Genomic DNA, 14704 nt, shown 5'->3' with positions numbered 1-14704 from the left:
AAGCTGGGATGGAGGCTTGAAAAAGCTGGGTAGTTTTTTTGAATAAAAACAATGGGTTATTTTATGTTTGATAAGAGGGGTGACAGCCGATCGCCCCGCTGACTCATTGAGCAATTTCAACACTGCCAGAGGGGCGCTGGCGATGTCACCGTAGATGCGGTTGAACATTGGGCTAGGCGATGCTTTTACTTGAAAGCACGGATAGTCTGCGTTGAAAAAAACACGTGCACCATAAGGATTGCCGCTGACATCTGCCAGATTCTCAACGCGCGAACGTAAATACTCGCATTCTGCGGCCTCAATCTTATGAGCCAATTCAACATCCATGTTCATCGCCCTTTTTCAGGATTTTCTGGAGGGGTAAAGCGCATCGAACAATATGCTTGTATCCAGGCACGCACAGTGGCGGTTTCAGCTTCACTGCCCGCTTTGGGTTATTAGTAGTTATTCGCGAGCCACAAGCAACATCCATCACTTTTACCAAGCGCGTGGGCAAAATCCGACCTTGGGGATCAGAGAAGTGGGGGCTTGAGAGAAAACCCAGTCGAGGGTCTATCAGGAAATATAGCTAACCACCTGATTATGGTGGTGTCCCAGGCGGGGTTCGAACCTGCAACCTTCCCCTTAGGAGGGGGATGCTCTATCCAATTGAGCTACTGAGACAAACGTTTGCACCACACGCTGATGGCGTGACGCAGAGGACGGCGTGCATGTTAACGGGCATGCCTTTGTTTGTCATGTCGTCCGTGGGCTTTTTGCGTGTGGGTGGGTGCGCTACAGGGTGGAGGGTGGGTGGCTGGGTTGGCGAGATTGTAGCGCGGATCAAAAGATCGCGAGGCAAGCTCGCTCCTACAGTTTGATTGGGGCCTCCGGTGGCGGGGGTTGGCGCAAAATAAGGCTTTTCGTACGACGCTTCGCTTTCCATCTGGTGAAACTTCCGAGAAAATCCCATTCGCTTGCGCCTGTTCAGTCCGGGGAATAGTCTCGGCCCATCGCTGTCTTTCAGCGGTCGGGTTTAGTAGCCCTACGATGTGAATTTGGCGCAAGGCGCCACCTCCGCGAGGCGCTTTTTTACGGCCTGCGTTTTATGGTGGCCGTGCGCAGGGCGCCTTCGAGCGCGCCGGTTTTGCCAAATTCACCGGTCTACTAACCTGCGCACGGCTGCCACCTCTCGTTTAGTAGCGATATGTGACAGCTCCTTTAATGAAATTGGAGTTGTGCCATGAAGATGATTGTTCCCGATCCACCTACCCTCCCCTTGCACGAGGCTGCTCAGTGCAGTGATGTGTCGTTGGACCGTGCCGCCGCTGAGCGTGCACTGGACTTTTATTTGCTCGACCCTAAGCCTCCACGACACGTGGATCAGGCCACGTATGTCATCCCCGACAGTGTCAATTTAGAAGCGGCTTTGGCCCAGGCGTCAGACTTGTTGCGCTGCGCGGGCGCTTCGGCGAGTGAGGCGGGGAATGGTTTGAGCGGCCATGCACGCAGTTTGGTGTTGTCGAGCATGCACTTGGTGGAGCTGGCCAAGGCGTATGTCGATAAGTCGCTGGATGGTTTGACAACGCACTAGAGCAGTACGTGCCTGGGTGCAAGCAGGCACGGTTTTCAAGATTAAGAGCTCGCGAGGCAAGCTCGCTCCTACAGTTAAAAATCGTATACAGGTTGTCACATAACGGTGCACTCATTGGGTGCGACGCGCGGGGCGTGCATCAAAAAGTAACAGCCTTTTTGGGGTGCACACTTTTGGGCGTTTGTTGATTTTTCCTGCCTTACGCATTTCACGCTTTTTTGTAGTTTTTTAATTCATCTTATTTTTCAAACTATTACATAAACATTCAAAGTTTCTAAGGACGCGCACGCTGCCCCGGCGCTGTTGGCTGGCATGAATATCGCTTTGAGCTAAACGACACTTGTATACAAAGACACACAAAAATAAGTACACGTTGTTTAGTAGCTTGCACCCTAACTGCAGGCATAACGCGGACTTCATCACCAGTGATTCCACCCTGTCATGACGCAGGTACGGGGTCAGGAGCTTGCCCAGAATGCGCACAAGACTCTCCAGCACTATCGCTCTGGATTTACCCTCTTCCGTTTCTACCCCAAAGCCGCTGGCGGACAGTTCGTCTGCCACGCTGGCGCTCAGCCCACGCTTGCATAACAACGATCTGGCACCGACCAAAGCTGAAGGTCGACGCTGGGGGCGTTACAGCATTTTTGCGCTGTGGACCAATGATGTGCACAACATTGCCAATTACTCGTTCGCCATCGGTTTGTATGCACTGGGGCTGAATGGTTGGCAGATTCTGCTCTCGCTGGGCATCGGCGCAGGGCTGGTGTTTATGTTTATGAACCTGTCCGGCTATATGGGCCAGCGCACCGGGGTGCCGTTTCCGGTGATCAGCCGTATCAGTTTCGGTGTGCATGGGGCGCAGATTCCCGCGTTGATTCGTGCAGTAATTGCGATTGCGTGGTTCGGGATTCAGACGTATTTGGCGTCGGTGGTACTGCGCGTGCTGCTGGTGGCGGTGCACCCCGGTTTTGCGGCGTATGATCATGACTCGATCCTGGGCCTGTCGAGCCTGGGCTGGGTGTGTTTTGTGGCGATCTGGCTGGTGCAGCTGGCCATTTTGGCCTATGGCATGGAGATGGTGCGCCGTTACGAGGCCTTTGCCGGGCCGGTGATTTTGCTGACGGTGATCAGCCTGGCGGCGTGGATGTACTTTCAGGCCAACGGCACCATCGCCTGGTCTAACCGGGTGCCGCTGAGCACCGCCGAGGTGTGGCGCAATGTGTTTGCAGGCGGGGCGTTGTGGCTGGCGATTTATGGCACGCTGATTTTGAATTTCAGCGACTTTTCCCGTTCTTCGCCGTGCTGCAAAACCATCAAGGTCGGTAACTTCTGGGGCCTGCCGGTGAATATTCTGGTATTCGCCGGGATCACCGTGCTGCTGTGCGGCGCGCAGTTTCAAATCAACGGGCAAATTATCGAAAGCCCGACGCAAATCATCGCGTCTATCCCTAATACGTTTTTCCTGGTGTTGGGCTGCCTGGCGTTTCTGATTGTGACGGTGGCGGTGAATATCATGGCCAACTTTGTCGCCCCGGCGTTTGTGCTGAGCAACCTGGCGCCCCGCCATTTGACGTTTCGCCGCGCCGGGATGATCAGCGCCACCATTGCGGTGCTGATTCTGCCGTGGAACCTCTACAACAGCCCGTTGGTGATTGTGTACTTTCTGTCGGGCCTGGGCGCCCTGCTCGGCCCGCTTTATGGGGTGATCATGGTCGATTACTGGCTGCTGCGAAAAGGCCAGATCGATGTGCCCGCGCTGTACAGCGAAAACCCACGTGGCGCTTATTTTTACTCACGCGGGGTCAATATGCGCGCCGTGGCGGCCTTTATTCCGGCAGCGCTGATTGCCATCGTGCTGGCGCTGGTGCCGGGCTTTCATGAGGTGTCGCCGTTCTCCTGGTTGATTGGTGCGGGCATCGCGGCGCTGTTGTATCTGATTTTTGCCAAGCGCCAGGAGCATTACGCCAGCGTCAGCGGCGAGTCGATTGCGGTTGATAACGTCAGCCATTGAGTGTTGTGCGGCCCGCGGATGGCGGGCCGTGTTTTTACTTTTTTGTTGCAGGAGCTTGCATGCGAATTCTCGTGGTCAACGTCAATACGACTGACAGCATCACCCAGGCCATTGCGCGACAAGCGCAGGCGGCCGCGGCGCCCGGGACTGAGATTATCGGCCTGACCCCGGATTTTGGGGCTGATTCGGTTGAAGGCAATTTTGAGAGTTATCTGGCCGCCATTGCGGTGATGGACAAGGTCATGTCCTACGATCAGCCGTTTGATGCGGTGATTCAGGCGGGTTATGGCGAGCACGGGCGCGAAGGTTTGCAGGAGTTGCTCAACGTGCCGGTGGTGGACATTACCGATGCGGCGGCCAGCACGGCGATGTATGTGGGCCGTGCGTATTCGGTGGTGACCACGCTGGATCGCACGGTGCCGTTGATTGAGGATCGCCTGCGCCTGTCGGGGTTGTGGGATCGCTGTGCGTCGGTGCGGGCCAGCGGCCTGGCGGTGCTGGAATTGGAGGAGTCACCCGAGCGCGCGCTGGAGGCCATTGTGCGCCAGGCCGAGTTGGCGGTGAGTGAGGACCGCGCCGAGGTGATTTGCCTGGGCTGTGGCGGTATGGCCGGGCTGGATGAGCAGATTCGTCAGCGCACCGGGGTGCCGGTGATTGATGGCGTGAGCGCGGCGGTGACGGTTGCTGAGTCGCTGGTGCGTCTTGGGTTGTCGACGTCCAAGGTGCGCACGTATGCGCAGCCGCGCCCCAAGGTGATTTCGGGGTGGGCGGCGAAGTTTATGCGGTAGTTTCAGGTCAGGTTTTTAGAGCAAAAGCCCCTCACCCTAGCCCTCTCCCGAAGGAGAGGGAACTGATTGGGGGATGCTGAAGATAATTGGCCATTAACCCCTTGCGTTGAATCCAACGCCCCAAGAGCGTTTGCGTCAGGTTATTAGTCACTTCCCCGCCTGGTTTTCCAGCATCGTGCATTTTGCATTACACCAAAAAGCCATCATTGCAATTTGCAATTGAATGGCCCTCGCAATACCTAGCAAGCCATTGATTTATAAGGGTTTTATAAACAAAAAGAGTTGGCATGATGCCTGCTCTATTCATGGCATCACCTAATTCTAAGAGATGACTGCCATGACCATGAACAGCACCCTTTTCTTGTTGAATGTTCTTGCCCTGGCGGTTTTGACTGGCTTTCACTTTTACGCCGACCCGGTTGCCGCCGAGCCAGGCATGGATGTAGCCGGCACGTACAGCAAACCGCATACGCCAATGCCGCAACGGGCCGTGATGATGGGTAACAGCCACGTTACGCCGCATTTGGCCACCGAGCGCTCAACCACTCCTGCCGCATTCGAGAACACCCAAGGCGATCGCTGGGTTTTCTGAATAAAGAGATGCTTAATCCATGTCCAAAATTGCTTTCGGCTTGTTGATGCTCGCCCTGTTGAGTCTGGCTCTGGGTCTGTTCTCTCAGGATGAGTTGGGGAATGCGCCGTTGATTGCGGCCACCGTGTTTTTTGCTGGCTGGCTGGTAGCCCGCGCACTGGGGCGCCGCTTCAAGTTTGATCCTCAGTTGCGCTGAGGCGTCGCGATGGCGGCATCTATGAGCGCGAGCAAGCGCTTAACGCCAACCAGCAAGGCGGCCGAGTTGTCCAGCAGGTGCACACGGTCAGCGACTAACGCTTCTACAGACTCCAAAAACAGTTCATTGCGCGCTAGACGGGCGTTTATTTCTGCCGGGGTTTCTCGGCCACGGGCCAGCAAGCGCTGACGCAAGACGCCGGTATCAACCCGCAACATAATCGCCAGCAAGTCCGGGTAGCGTTCGCGGGCCTGTTTCAGGTGCCCTCTTGATCCGTTGACCAGCACGTGGCGCCCGGCCGCTAGCCAGTGATCCAGCTGCACGGGTATGCCGTATTCCAGGCCATTGGCCTGCCAGTCCAGAGCAAAGGCCCTGCTGGATTTGAGCGCCTGAAACACTTCGCGACTAACGCCAATCGCCTCTTCACCTGCCGACTCTGCCGAACGGGTAATCACCCGCTGGATCACTTCACACCCGCGCGCCGCCAAATCAGGGCGCGCAGCTTCGATCAGGCTGTCTTTGCCTGAGCCTGAAGGCCCCATCAAATAGATCAATTTACCTGGCACTCGGTGGATCTCCGGGACGCGGCTGCGTAAAACTGGGTTCACCCGCACAGGGTGAGGAGGCAACAAGATGGGGGCTGCTAAGAAGCATTCAAGTCAGTCAATGATGGCCTTTACACATAATGGTTCCTTTTAGAAAAGCCGATAGCCTGTAAACTACGTAGGACAACGCACATTTTTGACAATAGGTGCTGGCTTATAGCCTTTATCCCGTTCAATATTTGTCACAGAATTGACGCCAGGGAAGTGGCAGATATGAGGCATGATGCGCGCCTCTTTGCAATTCAGGTTGAACATTTGGCCACAAGCCTGGTCTGAAACCATAGCTTGCGGCCAATTTCCGAGAACCGCTCCCCTGAACTAACCGGTTAACTATAATGCGCCCATTGAAACAGGCAATTTACTCAAGCCGTACGGCTGACAAGTTCGTCGTTCGCCTGCCAGACGGAATGCGTGAACGCATTGCCGAAGTGGCTCGCAATCACCACCGCAGCATGAACTCCGAGATCATTGCTCGCCTAGAGCAAAGCCTTATTCAGGAAGGCGCACTGGGTGATGAACCCAGCCTGCGTCTGGACAGCCCTGAGCTTTCCCTGAACGAACGCGAGTTACTGCAACGCTTCCGCCAACTGTCTCACCGCCAACAAAACGCTTTGGTTTCCCTGATTGCTCACGATGTTGAAGCCACATCCGACGCGTCTTGATTTAACCCAGGCAACAAAAAAGCCAGCGCTCTGCTGGCTTTTTTATGCGCGCTGTTCAGGCGCCAATAAAAAAGGCCTGACGGGCTGGTTGCCGGTCAGGCCTTTTTTGGTCAGAGCAAGAACAACGTTGCCAGCCCCAGGAAGATAAAGAACCCGCCGCTGTCGGTCATGGCGGTGATCATTACACTCGCGCCCATGGCCGGGTCACGCCCGAAGCGGGCCAGCGTCATGGGGATCAACACGCCCATGAGCGCCGCCAACAGCAAGTTGAGCGTCATGGCGGCTGTCATCACCACCCCCAGCGACCAGCTGCCGTATAGCAGGTAGGCGACCACACCGATCACCCCGCCCCACACCACGCCGTTGATCAAGGCCACGGCCAGCTCTTTGCGCATGAGGCGCTTGGTGCTGCCGGTGTTCACCTGGTCCAGCGCCATGGCGCGCACGATCATGGTGATGGTCTGGTTACCGGAGTTACCGCCGATACCGGCCACGATGGGCATCAGGGCCGCCAGGGCCACCAGTTTTTCAATCGAGCCTTCAAACAGGCCGATCACCCGTGAAGCAATAAAGGCGGTGATCAGGTTGATCGCCAGCCAGGCCCAACGGTTACGCAGAGATTTCCACACCGAGGCGAAGATATCTTCTTCTTCGCGCAGACCGGCCATGTTGAGGACTTCGCTTTCGCTTTCCTCACGGATCAAGTCGACCATTTCGTCGATGGTCAAACGGCCAATCAGTTTGCCGTTTTTGTCGACCACCGGCGCCGAGATCAAGTCGTAACGCTCAAACGCCTGGGCGGCATCGTAGGCGTCTTCGTCCGGATGAAAACTCACCGGGTCGCTGGCCATCACGTCAGCCACTTGTTTTTCAGGGTCGTTGACCAGCAGGCGCTTGATCGGCAGCACGCCCTTGAGCACGCCGTCGTAATCGACCACAAACAGTTTGTCGGTGTGGCCAGGCAATTCTTTGAGGCGACGCAGGTAACGCAAGACCACTTCAAGGCTGACGTCTTCACGGATCGTCACCATCTCGAAGTCCATCAGGGCGCCGACCTGGTCCTCGTTATAGGACAACGCGGAGCGAACGCGCTCACGCTGTTGCGCATCGAGGGTTTCCATCAGCTCATGGATGACGTCTCGCGGCAGCTCGGGGGCCAGGTCAGCAAGTTCGTCGGCGTCCATCTCCTTGGCGGCGGCCAGGAGCTCGTGATCGTCCATGTCGGCGATCAGGGTTTCACGCACAGAGTCAGACACTTCGAGCAGGATGTCGCCATCACGGTCGGCCTTGACCAACTGCCAGACGGTCAGACGATCGTCCAGGGGCAAGGCTTCAAGAATGTAGGCAACGTCTGCGGAGTGCAGGTCTTCCAGCTTGCGCTGGAGCTCAACAAGGTTTTGGCGATGAACCAGGGTCTCGACGCGATCCTGATGCTGGCCTTCCTGACGGTGCGTCAGGCCCTCAACCACGCGCTGGCGGTTGAGCAGCTCAATCACTTGAGCCAGGCGGCTTTGCAGGCTGTCTTGCGCTTTCTTTACTTCAACTTCGGTCATAGGCGAACTCCACTCCCAGCAGCAGGGCACGCCGGAAGGATCAATCAGTCAATTCATGATTGGAAAAACGGGATGCTGAGTTACTACTGGGTAAGTCCATGGAGGTATTCCACAAGCCCCGGCGGGGCTGACGGGCGCAATCATACACGGCTTAAAAATTAATGACGCTATAAATCTGTGGAGATAACAAACGTTTACGGCTGCGTCTGAGCCGCTGAATCTGCGACGCTAAAAGCGCTTGGCAGAGCACACCTTTTTTATGAATCATCGTGCGGTCTGGCATTTTTTAGAAGATCAACAGATCGAGAGGCGAGCTCGCTCCTACAGACAGACCTCGCCCGGCCCGGTTAATTCCTGGAGGCGGGTTCACGATAAACAGAAGATAAGTCGGGGACGTGACAAAAAAGGCTGCCTGCCGCGGCGATTCGATATTTCATAAATCGCAGACAGCAAAAAGCCCGCATAAAATGCGGGCTTCTTGGTGTATGGTGCACTCGACAGGATTCGAACCTGTGACCGCTCGGTTCGTAGCCGAGTACTCTATCCAGCTGAGCTACGAGTGCAAGTTGTGTTTGTTAAACCAGACCACCCTGGTTGAAGCAAAGTTAACTACCGGAGCAACTAACTTATAAATGGTGCACTCGACAGGATTCGAACCTGTGACCGCTCGGTTCGTAGCCGAGTACTCTATCCAGCTGAGCTACGAGTGCAAGTTGTGTTTGTTAGACCAGCCCACCCTGGTTGAAGCAAAGTTAACTACCGAAGCAACTAACTCTTAAATGGTGCACTCGACAGGATTCGAACCTGTGACCGCTCGGTTCGTAGCCGAGTACTCTATCCAGCTGAGCTACGAGTGCATTTGAAGCTGCGTATTATAGACCGTTGAATCTCTCTGCCAAGTGTTTTTTTCAATAAATTCAACAACTTACTGAAGTGGCTAGATTCTAACGTGCTACATGAATAATGGCGGAGAAGGGGGGATTCGAACCCCCGACACCCTTTTGAGATGTACTCCCTTAGCAGGGGAGCGCCTTCGGCCACTCGGCCACCTCTCCGCAACACGGGGCGTATAATAACCAGCCTTTTCCCCGTATGCAACTAAAAACTTAAATAAAATTAAAGACTTGGTTCCTCGTCCTTTTCTTTCTTGATCCGCAGGTAGATTTCCTCGCGGTGCACGGCCACTTCCTTGGGCGCATTCACACCAATTCGCACTTGGTTTCCTTTGACGCCGAGCACGGTCACAGTAATTTCACCATCGCCTATGATCAGGCTTTCTGCGCACCGGCGAGTCAGAATCAGCATACGTTTCTCCTCACACTTACATTCAGGGACAACAGTCTGCAAAAAAAAAGGGCTGGGGCTTGCAGCTATATAGCGACAAAACCCTGCGCCCTTAGTATTGACCAACATGGCAAAAGATAAAGCCCTGTGCCACATCCATCAAAAAAACAAAAGGCGCGGGTTCACCGCGCCCTCTGGGCAACGCTTACTCGCCCTGCCGGGCAGGTGCGTCCAAATCAAAAGCCGTGTGCAGGGAACGCACTGCGAGCTCCAGGTACTTCTCTTCGATCACCACCGACACTTTGATCTCGGAGGTCGAGATCATCAGGATGTTGATGTTCTCTTTGGCCAGCGATTCGAACATGCGGCTGGCAACGCCTGCGTGCGAGCGCATGCCCACGCCGACAATCGACACCTTGGCAATGTTGGTATCGCCGACCACTTCACGGGCACCGATCTCGCGAGAGGTGTTTTCCAGGACCTCAAAGGCGGCCTGGTAGTCGTTGCGGTGCACGGTAAAGGTGAAGTCGGTGGTGTTATCGTGCGCAACGTTCTGCACGATCATGTCGACTTCAATGTTGGCCGCGCTGATCGGGCCGAGGATTTTGAATGCAACACCCGGGGTATCTGGCACACCACGGATGGTCAGCTTGGCTTCGTCGCGGTTGAAAGCGATGCCAGAAATGATCGGCTGTTCCATGGATTCCTCTTCATCGATAGTAATGAGGGTGCCCGGACCCTCTTTAAAGCTGTGCAATACGCGCAGCGGAACGTTGTACTTGCCGGCGAACTCAACGGCACGGATCTGCAACACCTTGGAGCCCAGGCTGGCCATTTCCAGCATTTCTTCGAAGGTGATCTTTTCCAGGCGCTGAGCCTTGGCCACAACCCGTGGGTCGGTGGTGTAGACGCCGTCAACATCGGTGTAGATCTGGCATTCGTCAGCCTTCAGGGCTGCCGCCAGCGCCACGCCGGTCGTGTCCGAGCCACCACGGCCCAAGGTGGTAATGTTGCCGTTTTCATCCACGCCCTGGAAACCAGCAACCACCACTACGCGCCCTTCCTTCAGGTCGGCGCGAATTTTCTGGTCGTCAATTTTCAGAATGCGGGCTTTGGTGTGCGAACTGTCTGTCAGGATGCGCACCTGGCTACCGGTGTAAGACACCGCTGGAACGCCGCGCTTGTTCAGCGCCATGGCCAGCAAGCCAATGGTGACTTGCTCGCCGGTGGAGACAATCACGTCCAGCTCACGAGGCAACGGCTGATCGCTGATCTGTTTGGCCAGATCAATCAAACGGTTGGTCTCGCCGCTCATCGCAGACAGCACAATAACCAGGTCGTTGCCGGCTTCGCGAAACTTCTTAACTTTATCGGCGACCTGCTCGATTCTCTCGACAGTGCCGACCGAGGTGCCTCCAAATTTTTGTACGATCAAAGCCATTTCAAAGCAGCCTCAGCCCATAAAGGGCGCCCATTTATCATTCAAACGACACGCCGCCACTAGACGACGGCGCGTACTGGACCTCAGATACCCTGCTCGACAAATGGCACAGTCAGGGCCAGCGCGGCGTCCAGGGCTGCGGCATCAACACCGCCGCCTTGCGCCATGTCCGGACGACCACCGCCCTTCCCGCCCACTGCTGCAGCGGCCTGCTTCATCAAATCACCGGCTTTGAGTTGGCCAGTCAGGTCTTTGGTCACGCCTGCAACCAGTACGACCTTATCTTCATGAACACTGCCGAGCAGGATCACTGCGCGGCCGAGCTTGTTCTTCAACTGATCTACCAGCGCCAACAGCGCCTTGCCATCTTGACCGTCCAGGCGGGCGGCCAACACGTTCACGCCTTTTACATCGACTGCCGAGGATGACAGATCATCGCCCGCAGCGCTTGCGGCCTTGGCCTGCAATTGTTCCAGTTGTTTTTCCAGCTGGCGGTTACGCTCCAGCACGGCCGACAGTTTGTCGACCAGGTTGTCACGCGAGCCTTTAACCAGGCTTGCGGCTTCTTTGAGCTGCTCTTCGGCAGCGTTCAAGTAAGCCAGCGCAGCAGCGCCGGTGACCGCTTCAATACGACGAACGCCCGAGGCCACACCGCCTTCGCTGGTGATTTTCATCAGGCCGATGTCGCCGGTGCGCTGCGCGTGGATACCACCGCACAGCTCTACCGAGAAATCGCCACCCATGCTCAGCACGCGCACGCTGTCACCGTATTTCTCGCCAAACAGCGCCATGGCGCCTTTTTGCTTGGCGGTTTCGATATCGGTTTCTTCTGTCTCGACCGGGGTGTTCTTGCGAATCTCGGCGTTAACGATGTCTTCCAGCGCCTTGATCTGCTCAGGCTTGATGGCTTCAAAGTGGCTGAAGTCAAAACGCATGCGCTGACTGTCGACCAACGAGCCCTTCTGCTGAACGTGCTCGCCCAGCACTTGGCGCAAGGCGGCGTGCAACAAGTGCGTGGCCGAGTGGTTCAGCGAGGTGGCGTGACGCACATCGGCATCGACTTGCGCTTCAACGGTTTCACCGACCTTCAGGCCACCTGCTGCCACAACGCCGTGGTGCAGGAATGCGCCGCCGGTTTTGGTGGTGTCACGCACGTCAAAACGCGCAGCACCGGCTTGCAGGTAACCGCAATCGCCAACCTGGCCACCGGATTCAGCGTAGAAAGGCGTCTGGTCGAGTACGACCACGCCCTCGTCGCCTTCGTTCAGGCTGGTAACCGACTGGCCTTCTTTATAGAGGGCAATCACTTTGGCCGAGCTGTGGGTCGCGCCGTAGCCGATAAACTCGGTAGGCACGTCAACTTTAACCAGGGTGTTGTAGTCCAGACCGAACGAGCTGGCCGAACGCGCACGCACACGCTGGGCTTCCATTTCGCGTTCGAAGCCTTCTTCGTCTACGGTCAGGTTGCGCTCGCGGGCGATGTCGGCGGTCAGGTCCATCGGGAAGCCGTAGGTGTCATACAGCTTGAACACCACGTCGCCCGGCACCACGGTGCCTTTAAGCTCGGCCAGATCCTGCTCAAGGATTTTCAGGCCCTGCTCCAGGGTCTTGGAGAATTGCTCTTCTTCGGCTTTAAGTACGCGCTCAATGTTGGCCTGCTCACGCACCAGCTCCGGGAAGCTCTCGCCCATCTCGGCCACCAGGGCCGCGACGATCTTGTAGAAGAAGTTACCGGTTGCGCCCAGCTTGTTGCCGTGACGGCAAGCGCGACGAATGATGCGACGCAGCACGTAGCCACGGCCTTCATTGGAAGGCAACACGCCATCAGCAATCAGGAAGCTGCACGAACGGATGTGGTCAGCCACGACTTTGAGCGACGCCTGGCCTTCGTTGGCGCAGCCGATCGCTTGGGCGGCGGCTTTCAACAGGCTCTGGAACAGGTCGATGTCGTAGTTGGAGTTCACGTGCTGCATCACCGCGCTGATCCGCTCCAGGCCCATGCCGGTGTCTACCGACGGCGCTGGCAATGGATGCAACACGCCGTCGGCGGTGCGGTTGAACTGCATGAAAACGTTGTTCCAGATCTCGATGTAACGGTCGCCGTCTTCCTCTGGCGAGCCCGGTGGGCCACCCCAGATCTCAGGGCCGTGATCGTAGAAAATCTCGGTGCAGGGGCCGCACGGGCCGGTATCGCCCATGGTCCAGAAGTTATCGGACGCGTACGGTGCGCCTTTGTTGTCGCCAATGCGGATCATGCGCTCGGCAGGCACGCCCACGTCTTGGGTCCAGATGTCATAGGCTTCGTCATCGCTGGCGTACACCGTGACCCAGAGCTTTTCTTTAGGCAGCTTCAATACGCCGGTCAAAAAGGTCCAGGCGAAGTTGATCGCGTCTTTCTTGAAATAATCGCCAAAGCTGAAGTTGCCAAGCATTTCAAAGAAGGTGTGGTGACGTGCGGTGTAACCGACGTTTTCCAGGTCGCTGTTCTTACCACCGGCACGCACGCACTTCTGGCTGCTGGTTGCACGGGTGTAAGCACGTTTTTCTTGACCCAGGAAGCAGTCCTTGAACTGGTTCATCCCCGCGTTAGTGAACAGCAGGGTTGGGTCGTTATTCGGGACCAAGGAGCTCGAAGGGACACGGGTGTGACCTTGCTCCTCGAAGAAGCGAAGGAAGGCTTCACGGATTTCTGCGCTTTTCATAGGTTCTTCCACGGAGGCTGCGGCCAGAGGCAAATCATTGCTGTCAATTGATGGCTATTGCTCAGAAGCGGGACGGATCGGAACCCTTCCTGCCCAGGCAAACAATTCTCATCAATTGACAAATGACTCGCAAAGGGCCGCATTATATCGGCCCTTCGCCTTGGGTACAGTGTGTTTATACGATAGCTGCAAGCAATTGGACAGATTGCAAGCTTATTGACGGATAAAGTCGCGGAAAACCTCGATGGTTTGCTCGATTTGGCTGCGGCTGACGTCCATGTGGGTCACCATGCGCAAGCGCGGCGCAGCACTGAGCTTGATGCCCCGCTCCCCCGCAAAGGCTTTAAGTGCTGCCGCCTGCCCATCAACTTGCACGTAAACCATGTTGGTCTGTACCGGCTCAACGCGATAACCGGCCTCACGCAGGCCATCGGCCAGCCGTTGCGCATTGGCATGATCATCGGCCAGACGCGCCACCTGATGGTCCAGCGCATACAAGCCCGCCGCGGCCAGTTGCCCGGCCTGTCGCATGCCGCCACCGACCATTTTGCGCAGGCGCCGGGCCTTGCCGATCAATTCAACGGTGCCACACAACACAGACCCCACCGGCGCGCCCAAGCCCTTGGACAAACACACCGAAACCGAATCGAAATGCCGGGCAATTTCGCTCGCGTCCACCCCCAGCTTCACCGCCGCGTTGTATAACCGGGCGCCGTCCAGGTGCAGCGCCAGGCCGTGTTCGCGGGTCAAGCGGCTGGCCTGCGCCAGATACTCGACCGGCAGAACCTTGCCCTGCATGGTGTTTTCCAGGGCCAGCAAGCGGGTGCGGGCGAAGTGAAAGTCGTCAGGCTTGATTGCCGCCGCCACCTGTTGCAAATCCAGCGAGCCGTCGGCCTGCACCTCCAGCGGTTGTGGCTGAATTGAGCCCAATACGGCCGCACCGCCACCTTCGTACTTATAAGTGTGCGCCTGCTGCCCCACGATGTATTCGTCACCACGCCCGCAATGCGCCATCAGCGCCAGCAAGTTGCTCATGGTGCCGGTGGGCACAAACAGTGCTTGTGCAAACCCCAGGCGCGAGGCGAGCTCAGACTCCAGCTTGTTTACCGTCGGGTCTTCACCGTATACATCGTCGCCCAGCGGCGCGCTCGCCATGGCGTCACGCATGCCAGTGCTGGGTTGGGTCACGGTGTCGCTGCGCAGATCGATAACACTCATGCAAAAGTCCTCGGCCGTCGGCTCATCAAATAAATCCTTGTGGCGCAAGATTAGCCTTATACAGGCATCAGAAAAT

Annotated in this window: 12 protein-coding genes, 5 tRNA genes and 1 pseudogene; 6 read left to right on the top strand and 12 right to left on the bottom strand. The window is 56.5% G+C overall.

The features are described 5' to 3' along the window. Positions 1–327: pseudogene (locus AAEZ03_RS21690) on the bottom strand (hypothetical protein); the annotation flags it as partial. A gap of 259 nt (positions 328–586) precedes the next feature. Continuing rightward, positions 587–663, bottom strand: a tRNA-Arg gene (locus AAEZ03_RS21685). Between the two features lie 559 nt (positions 664–1222). Between AAEZ03_RS21685 and AAEZ03_RS21680 the strand changes: the two genes are divergently transcribed. From AAEZ03_RS21680 to AAEZ03_RS21660, 5 genes are all read left to right on the top strand, one after another. After that, on the top strand, positions 1223–1573 hold the full coding sequence (locus AAEZ03_RS21680) for a DUF6124 family protein (RefSeq protein ID WP_350581455.1): 351 nt from the start codon (positions 1223–1225) through the stop codon (positions 1571–1573). Positions 1574–2048: 475 nt separating this feature from the next. Continuing rightward, the gene (locus AAEZ03_RS21675; protein ID WP_350581452.1) at positions 2049–3587 is read left to right on the top strand and encodes an NCS1 family nucleobase:cation symporter-1; all 1539 of its coding nucleotides are present in this window, start codon (positions 2049–2051) and stop codon (positions 3585–3587) included. A gap of 59 nt (positions 3588–3646) precedes the next feature. Continuing rightward, positions 3647–4375: an aspartate/glutamate racemase family protein gene (locus AAEZ03_RS21670; RefSeq protein ID WP_048367851.1), complete on the top strand. Its 729-nt coding sequence runs from the start codon at positions 3647–3649 to the stop codon at positions 4373–4375. Between the two features lie 337 nt (positions 4376–4712). After that, positions 4713–4967, top strand: a complete 255-nt coding sequence (locus AAEZ03_RS21665; protein WP_350581449.1) for a hypothetical protein — start codon at positions 4713–4715, stop codon at positions 4965–4967. A gap of 19 nt (positions 4968–4986) precedes the next feature. Then, on the top strand, positions 4987–5163 hold the full coding sequence (locus tag AAEZ03_RS21660; RefSeq protein WP_350581447.1) for a PA3371 family protein: 177 nt from the start codon (positions 4987–4989) through the stop codon (positions 5161–5163). Here the strand turns inward: AAEZ03_RS21660 and phnN are convergent. After that, a complete protein-coding gene (gene phnN / locus AAEZ03_RS21655; protein ID WP_350581444.1) occupies positions 5151–5729 on the bottom strand; it encodes a phosphonate metabolism protein/1,5-bisphosphokinase (PRPP-forming) PhnN in 579 nt (192 codons plus the stop codon). The two genes, AAEZ03_RS21660 and phnN, sit on opposite strands and share 13 nt — an antisense overlap. 374 nt (positions 5730–6103) lie before the next feature. Here phnN and AAEZ03_RS21650 point away from each other — a divergent pair, with 374 nt between their 5' ends. Continuing rightward, the gene (locus AAEZ03_RS21650; RefSeq protein ID WP_048367856.1) at positions 6104–6430 is read left to right on the top strand and encodes an Arc family DNA-binding protein; all 327 of its coding nucleotides are present in this window, start codon (positions 6104–6106) and stop codon (positions 6428–6430) included. Positions 6431–6540: 110 nt separating this feature from the next. On the opposite strand, the gene mgtE is transcribed toward AAEZ03_RS21650, so the two are convergent. The 9 genes from mgtE to ltaE all read right to left on the bottom strand — a co-directional run bounded on the left by mgtE (position 6541) and on the right by ltaE (position 14628). Beyond that, positions 6541–7983 (bottom strand): magnesium transporter, encoded by a 1443-nt coding sequence (mgtE, locus tag AAEZ03_RS21645; protein WP_048367858.1) that lies wholly within the window; start codon positions 7981–7983, stop codon positions 6541–6543. A 486-nt stretch (positions 7984–8469) separates the two neighbouring features. Beyond that, a tRNA-Arg gene (locus tag AAEZ03_RS21640) sits at positions 8470–8546 on the bottom strand. 70 nt (positions 8547–8616) lie between these two features. Beyond that, positions 8617–8693: transfer RNA gene (locus AAEZ03_RS21635), tRNA-Arg, on the bottom strand. Between the two features lie 70 nt (positions 8694–8763). Then, positions 8764–8840, bottom strand: a tRNA-Arg gene (locus AAEZ03_RS21630). Positions 8841–8947: 107 nt separating this feature from the next. Further along, positions 8948–9038, bottom strand: a tRNA-Ser gene (locus AAEZ03_RS21625). A 61-nt stretch (positions 9039–9099) separates the two neighbouring features. Next, on the bottom strand, positions 9100–9288 hold the full coding sequence (gene csrA, locus AAEZ03_RS21620; RefSeq protein WP_003175645.1) for a carbon storage regulator CsrA: 189 nt from the start codon (positions 9286–9288) through the stop codon (positions 9100–9102). Between the two features lie 184 nt (positions 9289–9472). After that, a complete protein-coding gene (locus AAEZ03_RS21615) occupies positions 9473–10708 on the bottom strand; it encodes an aspartate kinase (protein WP_048367860.1) in 1236 nt (411 codons plus the stop codon). A gap of 83 nt (positions 10709–10791) precedes the next feature. Next, positions 10792–13410 carry an alanine--tRNA ligase gene (gene alaS, locus AAEZ03_RS21610; RefSeq protein WP_350581438.1) on the bottom strand — a complete coding sequence of 873 codons (2619 nt, stop codon included), beginning with the start codon at positions 13408–13410 and terminating at the stop codon, positions 10792–10794. Between the two features lie 213 nt (positions 13411–13623). Further along, positions 13624–14628, bottom strand: coding sequence for a low-specificity L-threonine aldolase (gene ltaE / locus AAEZ03_RS21605; protein WP_048367864.1), 1005 nt, complete (start codon positions 14626–14628; stop codon positions 13624–13626). Positions 14629–14704: the final 76 nt, after the last annotated feature.

The organism is Pseudomonas sp. HY2-MNA-CIBAN-0224, assembly GCF_040310285.1.
GTDB lineage: Bacteria > Pseudomonadota > Gammaproteobacteria > Pseudomonadales > Pseudomonadaceae > Aquipseudomonas > Aquipseudomonas helleri.
This window is presented reverse-complemented; position numbering and strand designations above follow the sequence as displayed.

What these genes read in the sequence shown, in the direction of transcription:
- AAEZ03_RS21680 (WP_350581455.1), top strand. Translation starts at nt 1,223, where the DNA reads ATGAAGATGATTGTTCCCGATCCACCTACCCTCCCCTTGCACGAGGCT.
- AAEZ03_RS21675 (WP_350581452.1), top strand. Translation starts at nt 2,049, where the DNA reads ATGCGCACAAGACTCTCCAGCACTATCGCTCTGGATTTACCCTCTTCC.
- AAEZ03_RS21670 (WP_048367851.1), top strand. Translation starts at nt 3,647, where the DNA reads ATGCGAATTCTCGTGGTCAACGTCAATACGACTGACAGCATCACCCAG.
- AAEZ03_RS21665 (WP_350581449.1), top strand. Translation starts at nt 4,713, where the DNA reads ATGACCATGAACAGCACCCTTTTCTTGTTGAATGTTCTTGCCCTGGCG.
- AAEZ03_RS21660 (WP_350581447.1), top strand. Translation starts at nt 4,987, where the DNA reads ATGTCCAAAATTGCTTTCGGCTTGTTGATGCTCGCCCTGTTGAGTCTG.
- AAEZ03_RS21650 (WP_048367856.1), top strand. Translation starts at nt 6,104, where the DNA reads ATGCGCCCATTGAAACAGGCAATTTACTCAAGCCGTACGGCTGACAAG.
- mgtE (WP_048367858.1), bottom strand. Translation starts at nt 7,983, where the DNA reads ATGACCGAAGTTGAAGTAAAGAAAGCGCAAGACAGCCTGCAAAGCCGC.
- csrA (WP_003175645.1), bottom strand. Translation starts at nt 9,288, where the DNA reads ATGCTGATTCTGACTCGCCGGTGCGCAGAAAGCCTGATCATAGGCGAT.
- AAEZ03_RS21615 (WP_048367860.1), bottom strand. Translation starts at nt 10,708, where the DNA reads ATGGCTTTGATCGTACAAAAATTTGGAGGCACCTCGGTCGGCACTGTC.
- alaS (WP_350581438.1), bottom strand. Translation starts at nt 13,410, where the DNA reads ATGAAAAGCGCAGAAATCCGTGAAGCCTTCCTTCGCTTCTTCGAGGAG.
- ltaE (WP_048367864.1), bottom strand. Translation starts at nt 14,628, where the DNA reads ATGAGTGTTATCGATCTGCGCAGCGACACCGTGACCCAACCCAGCACT.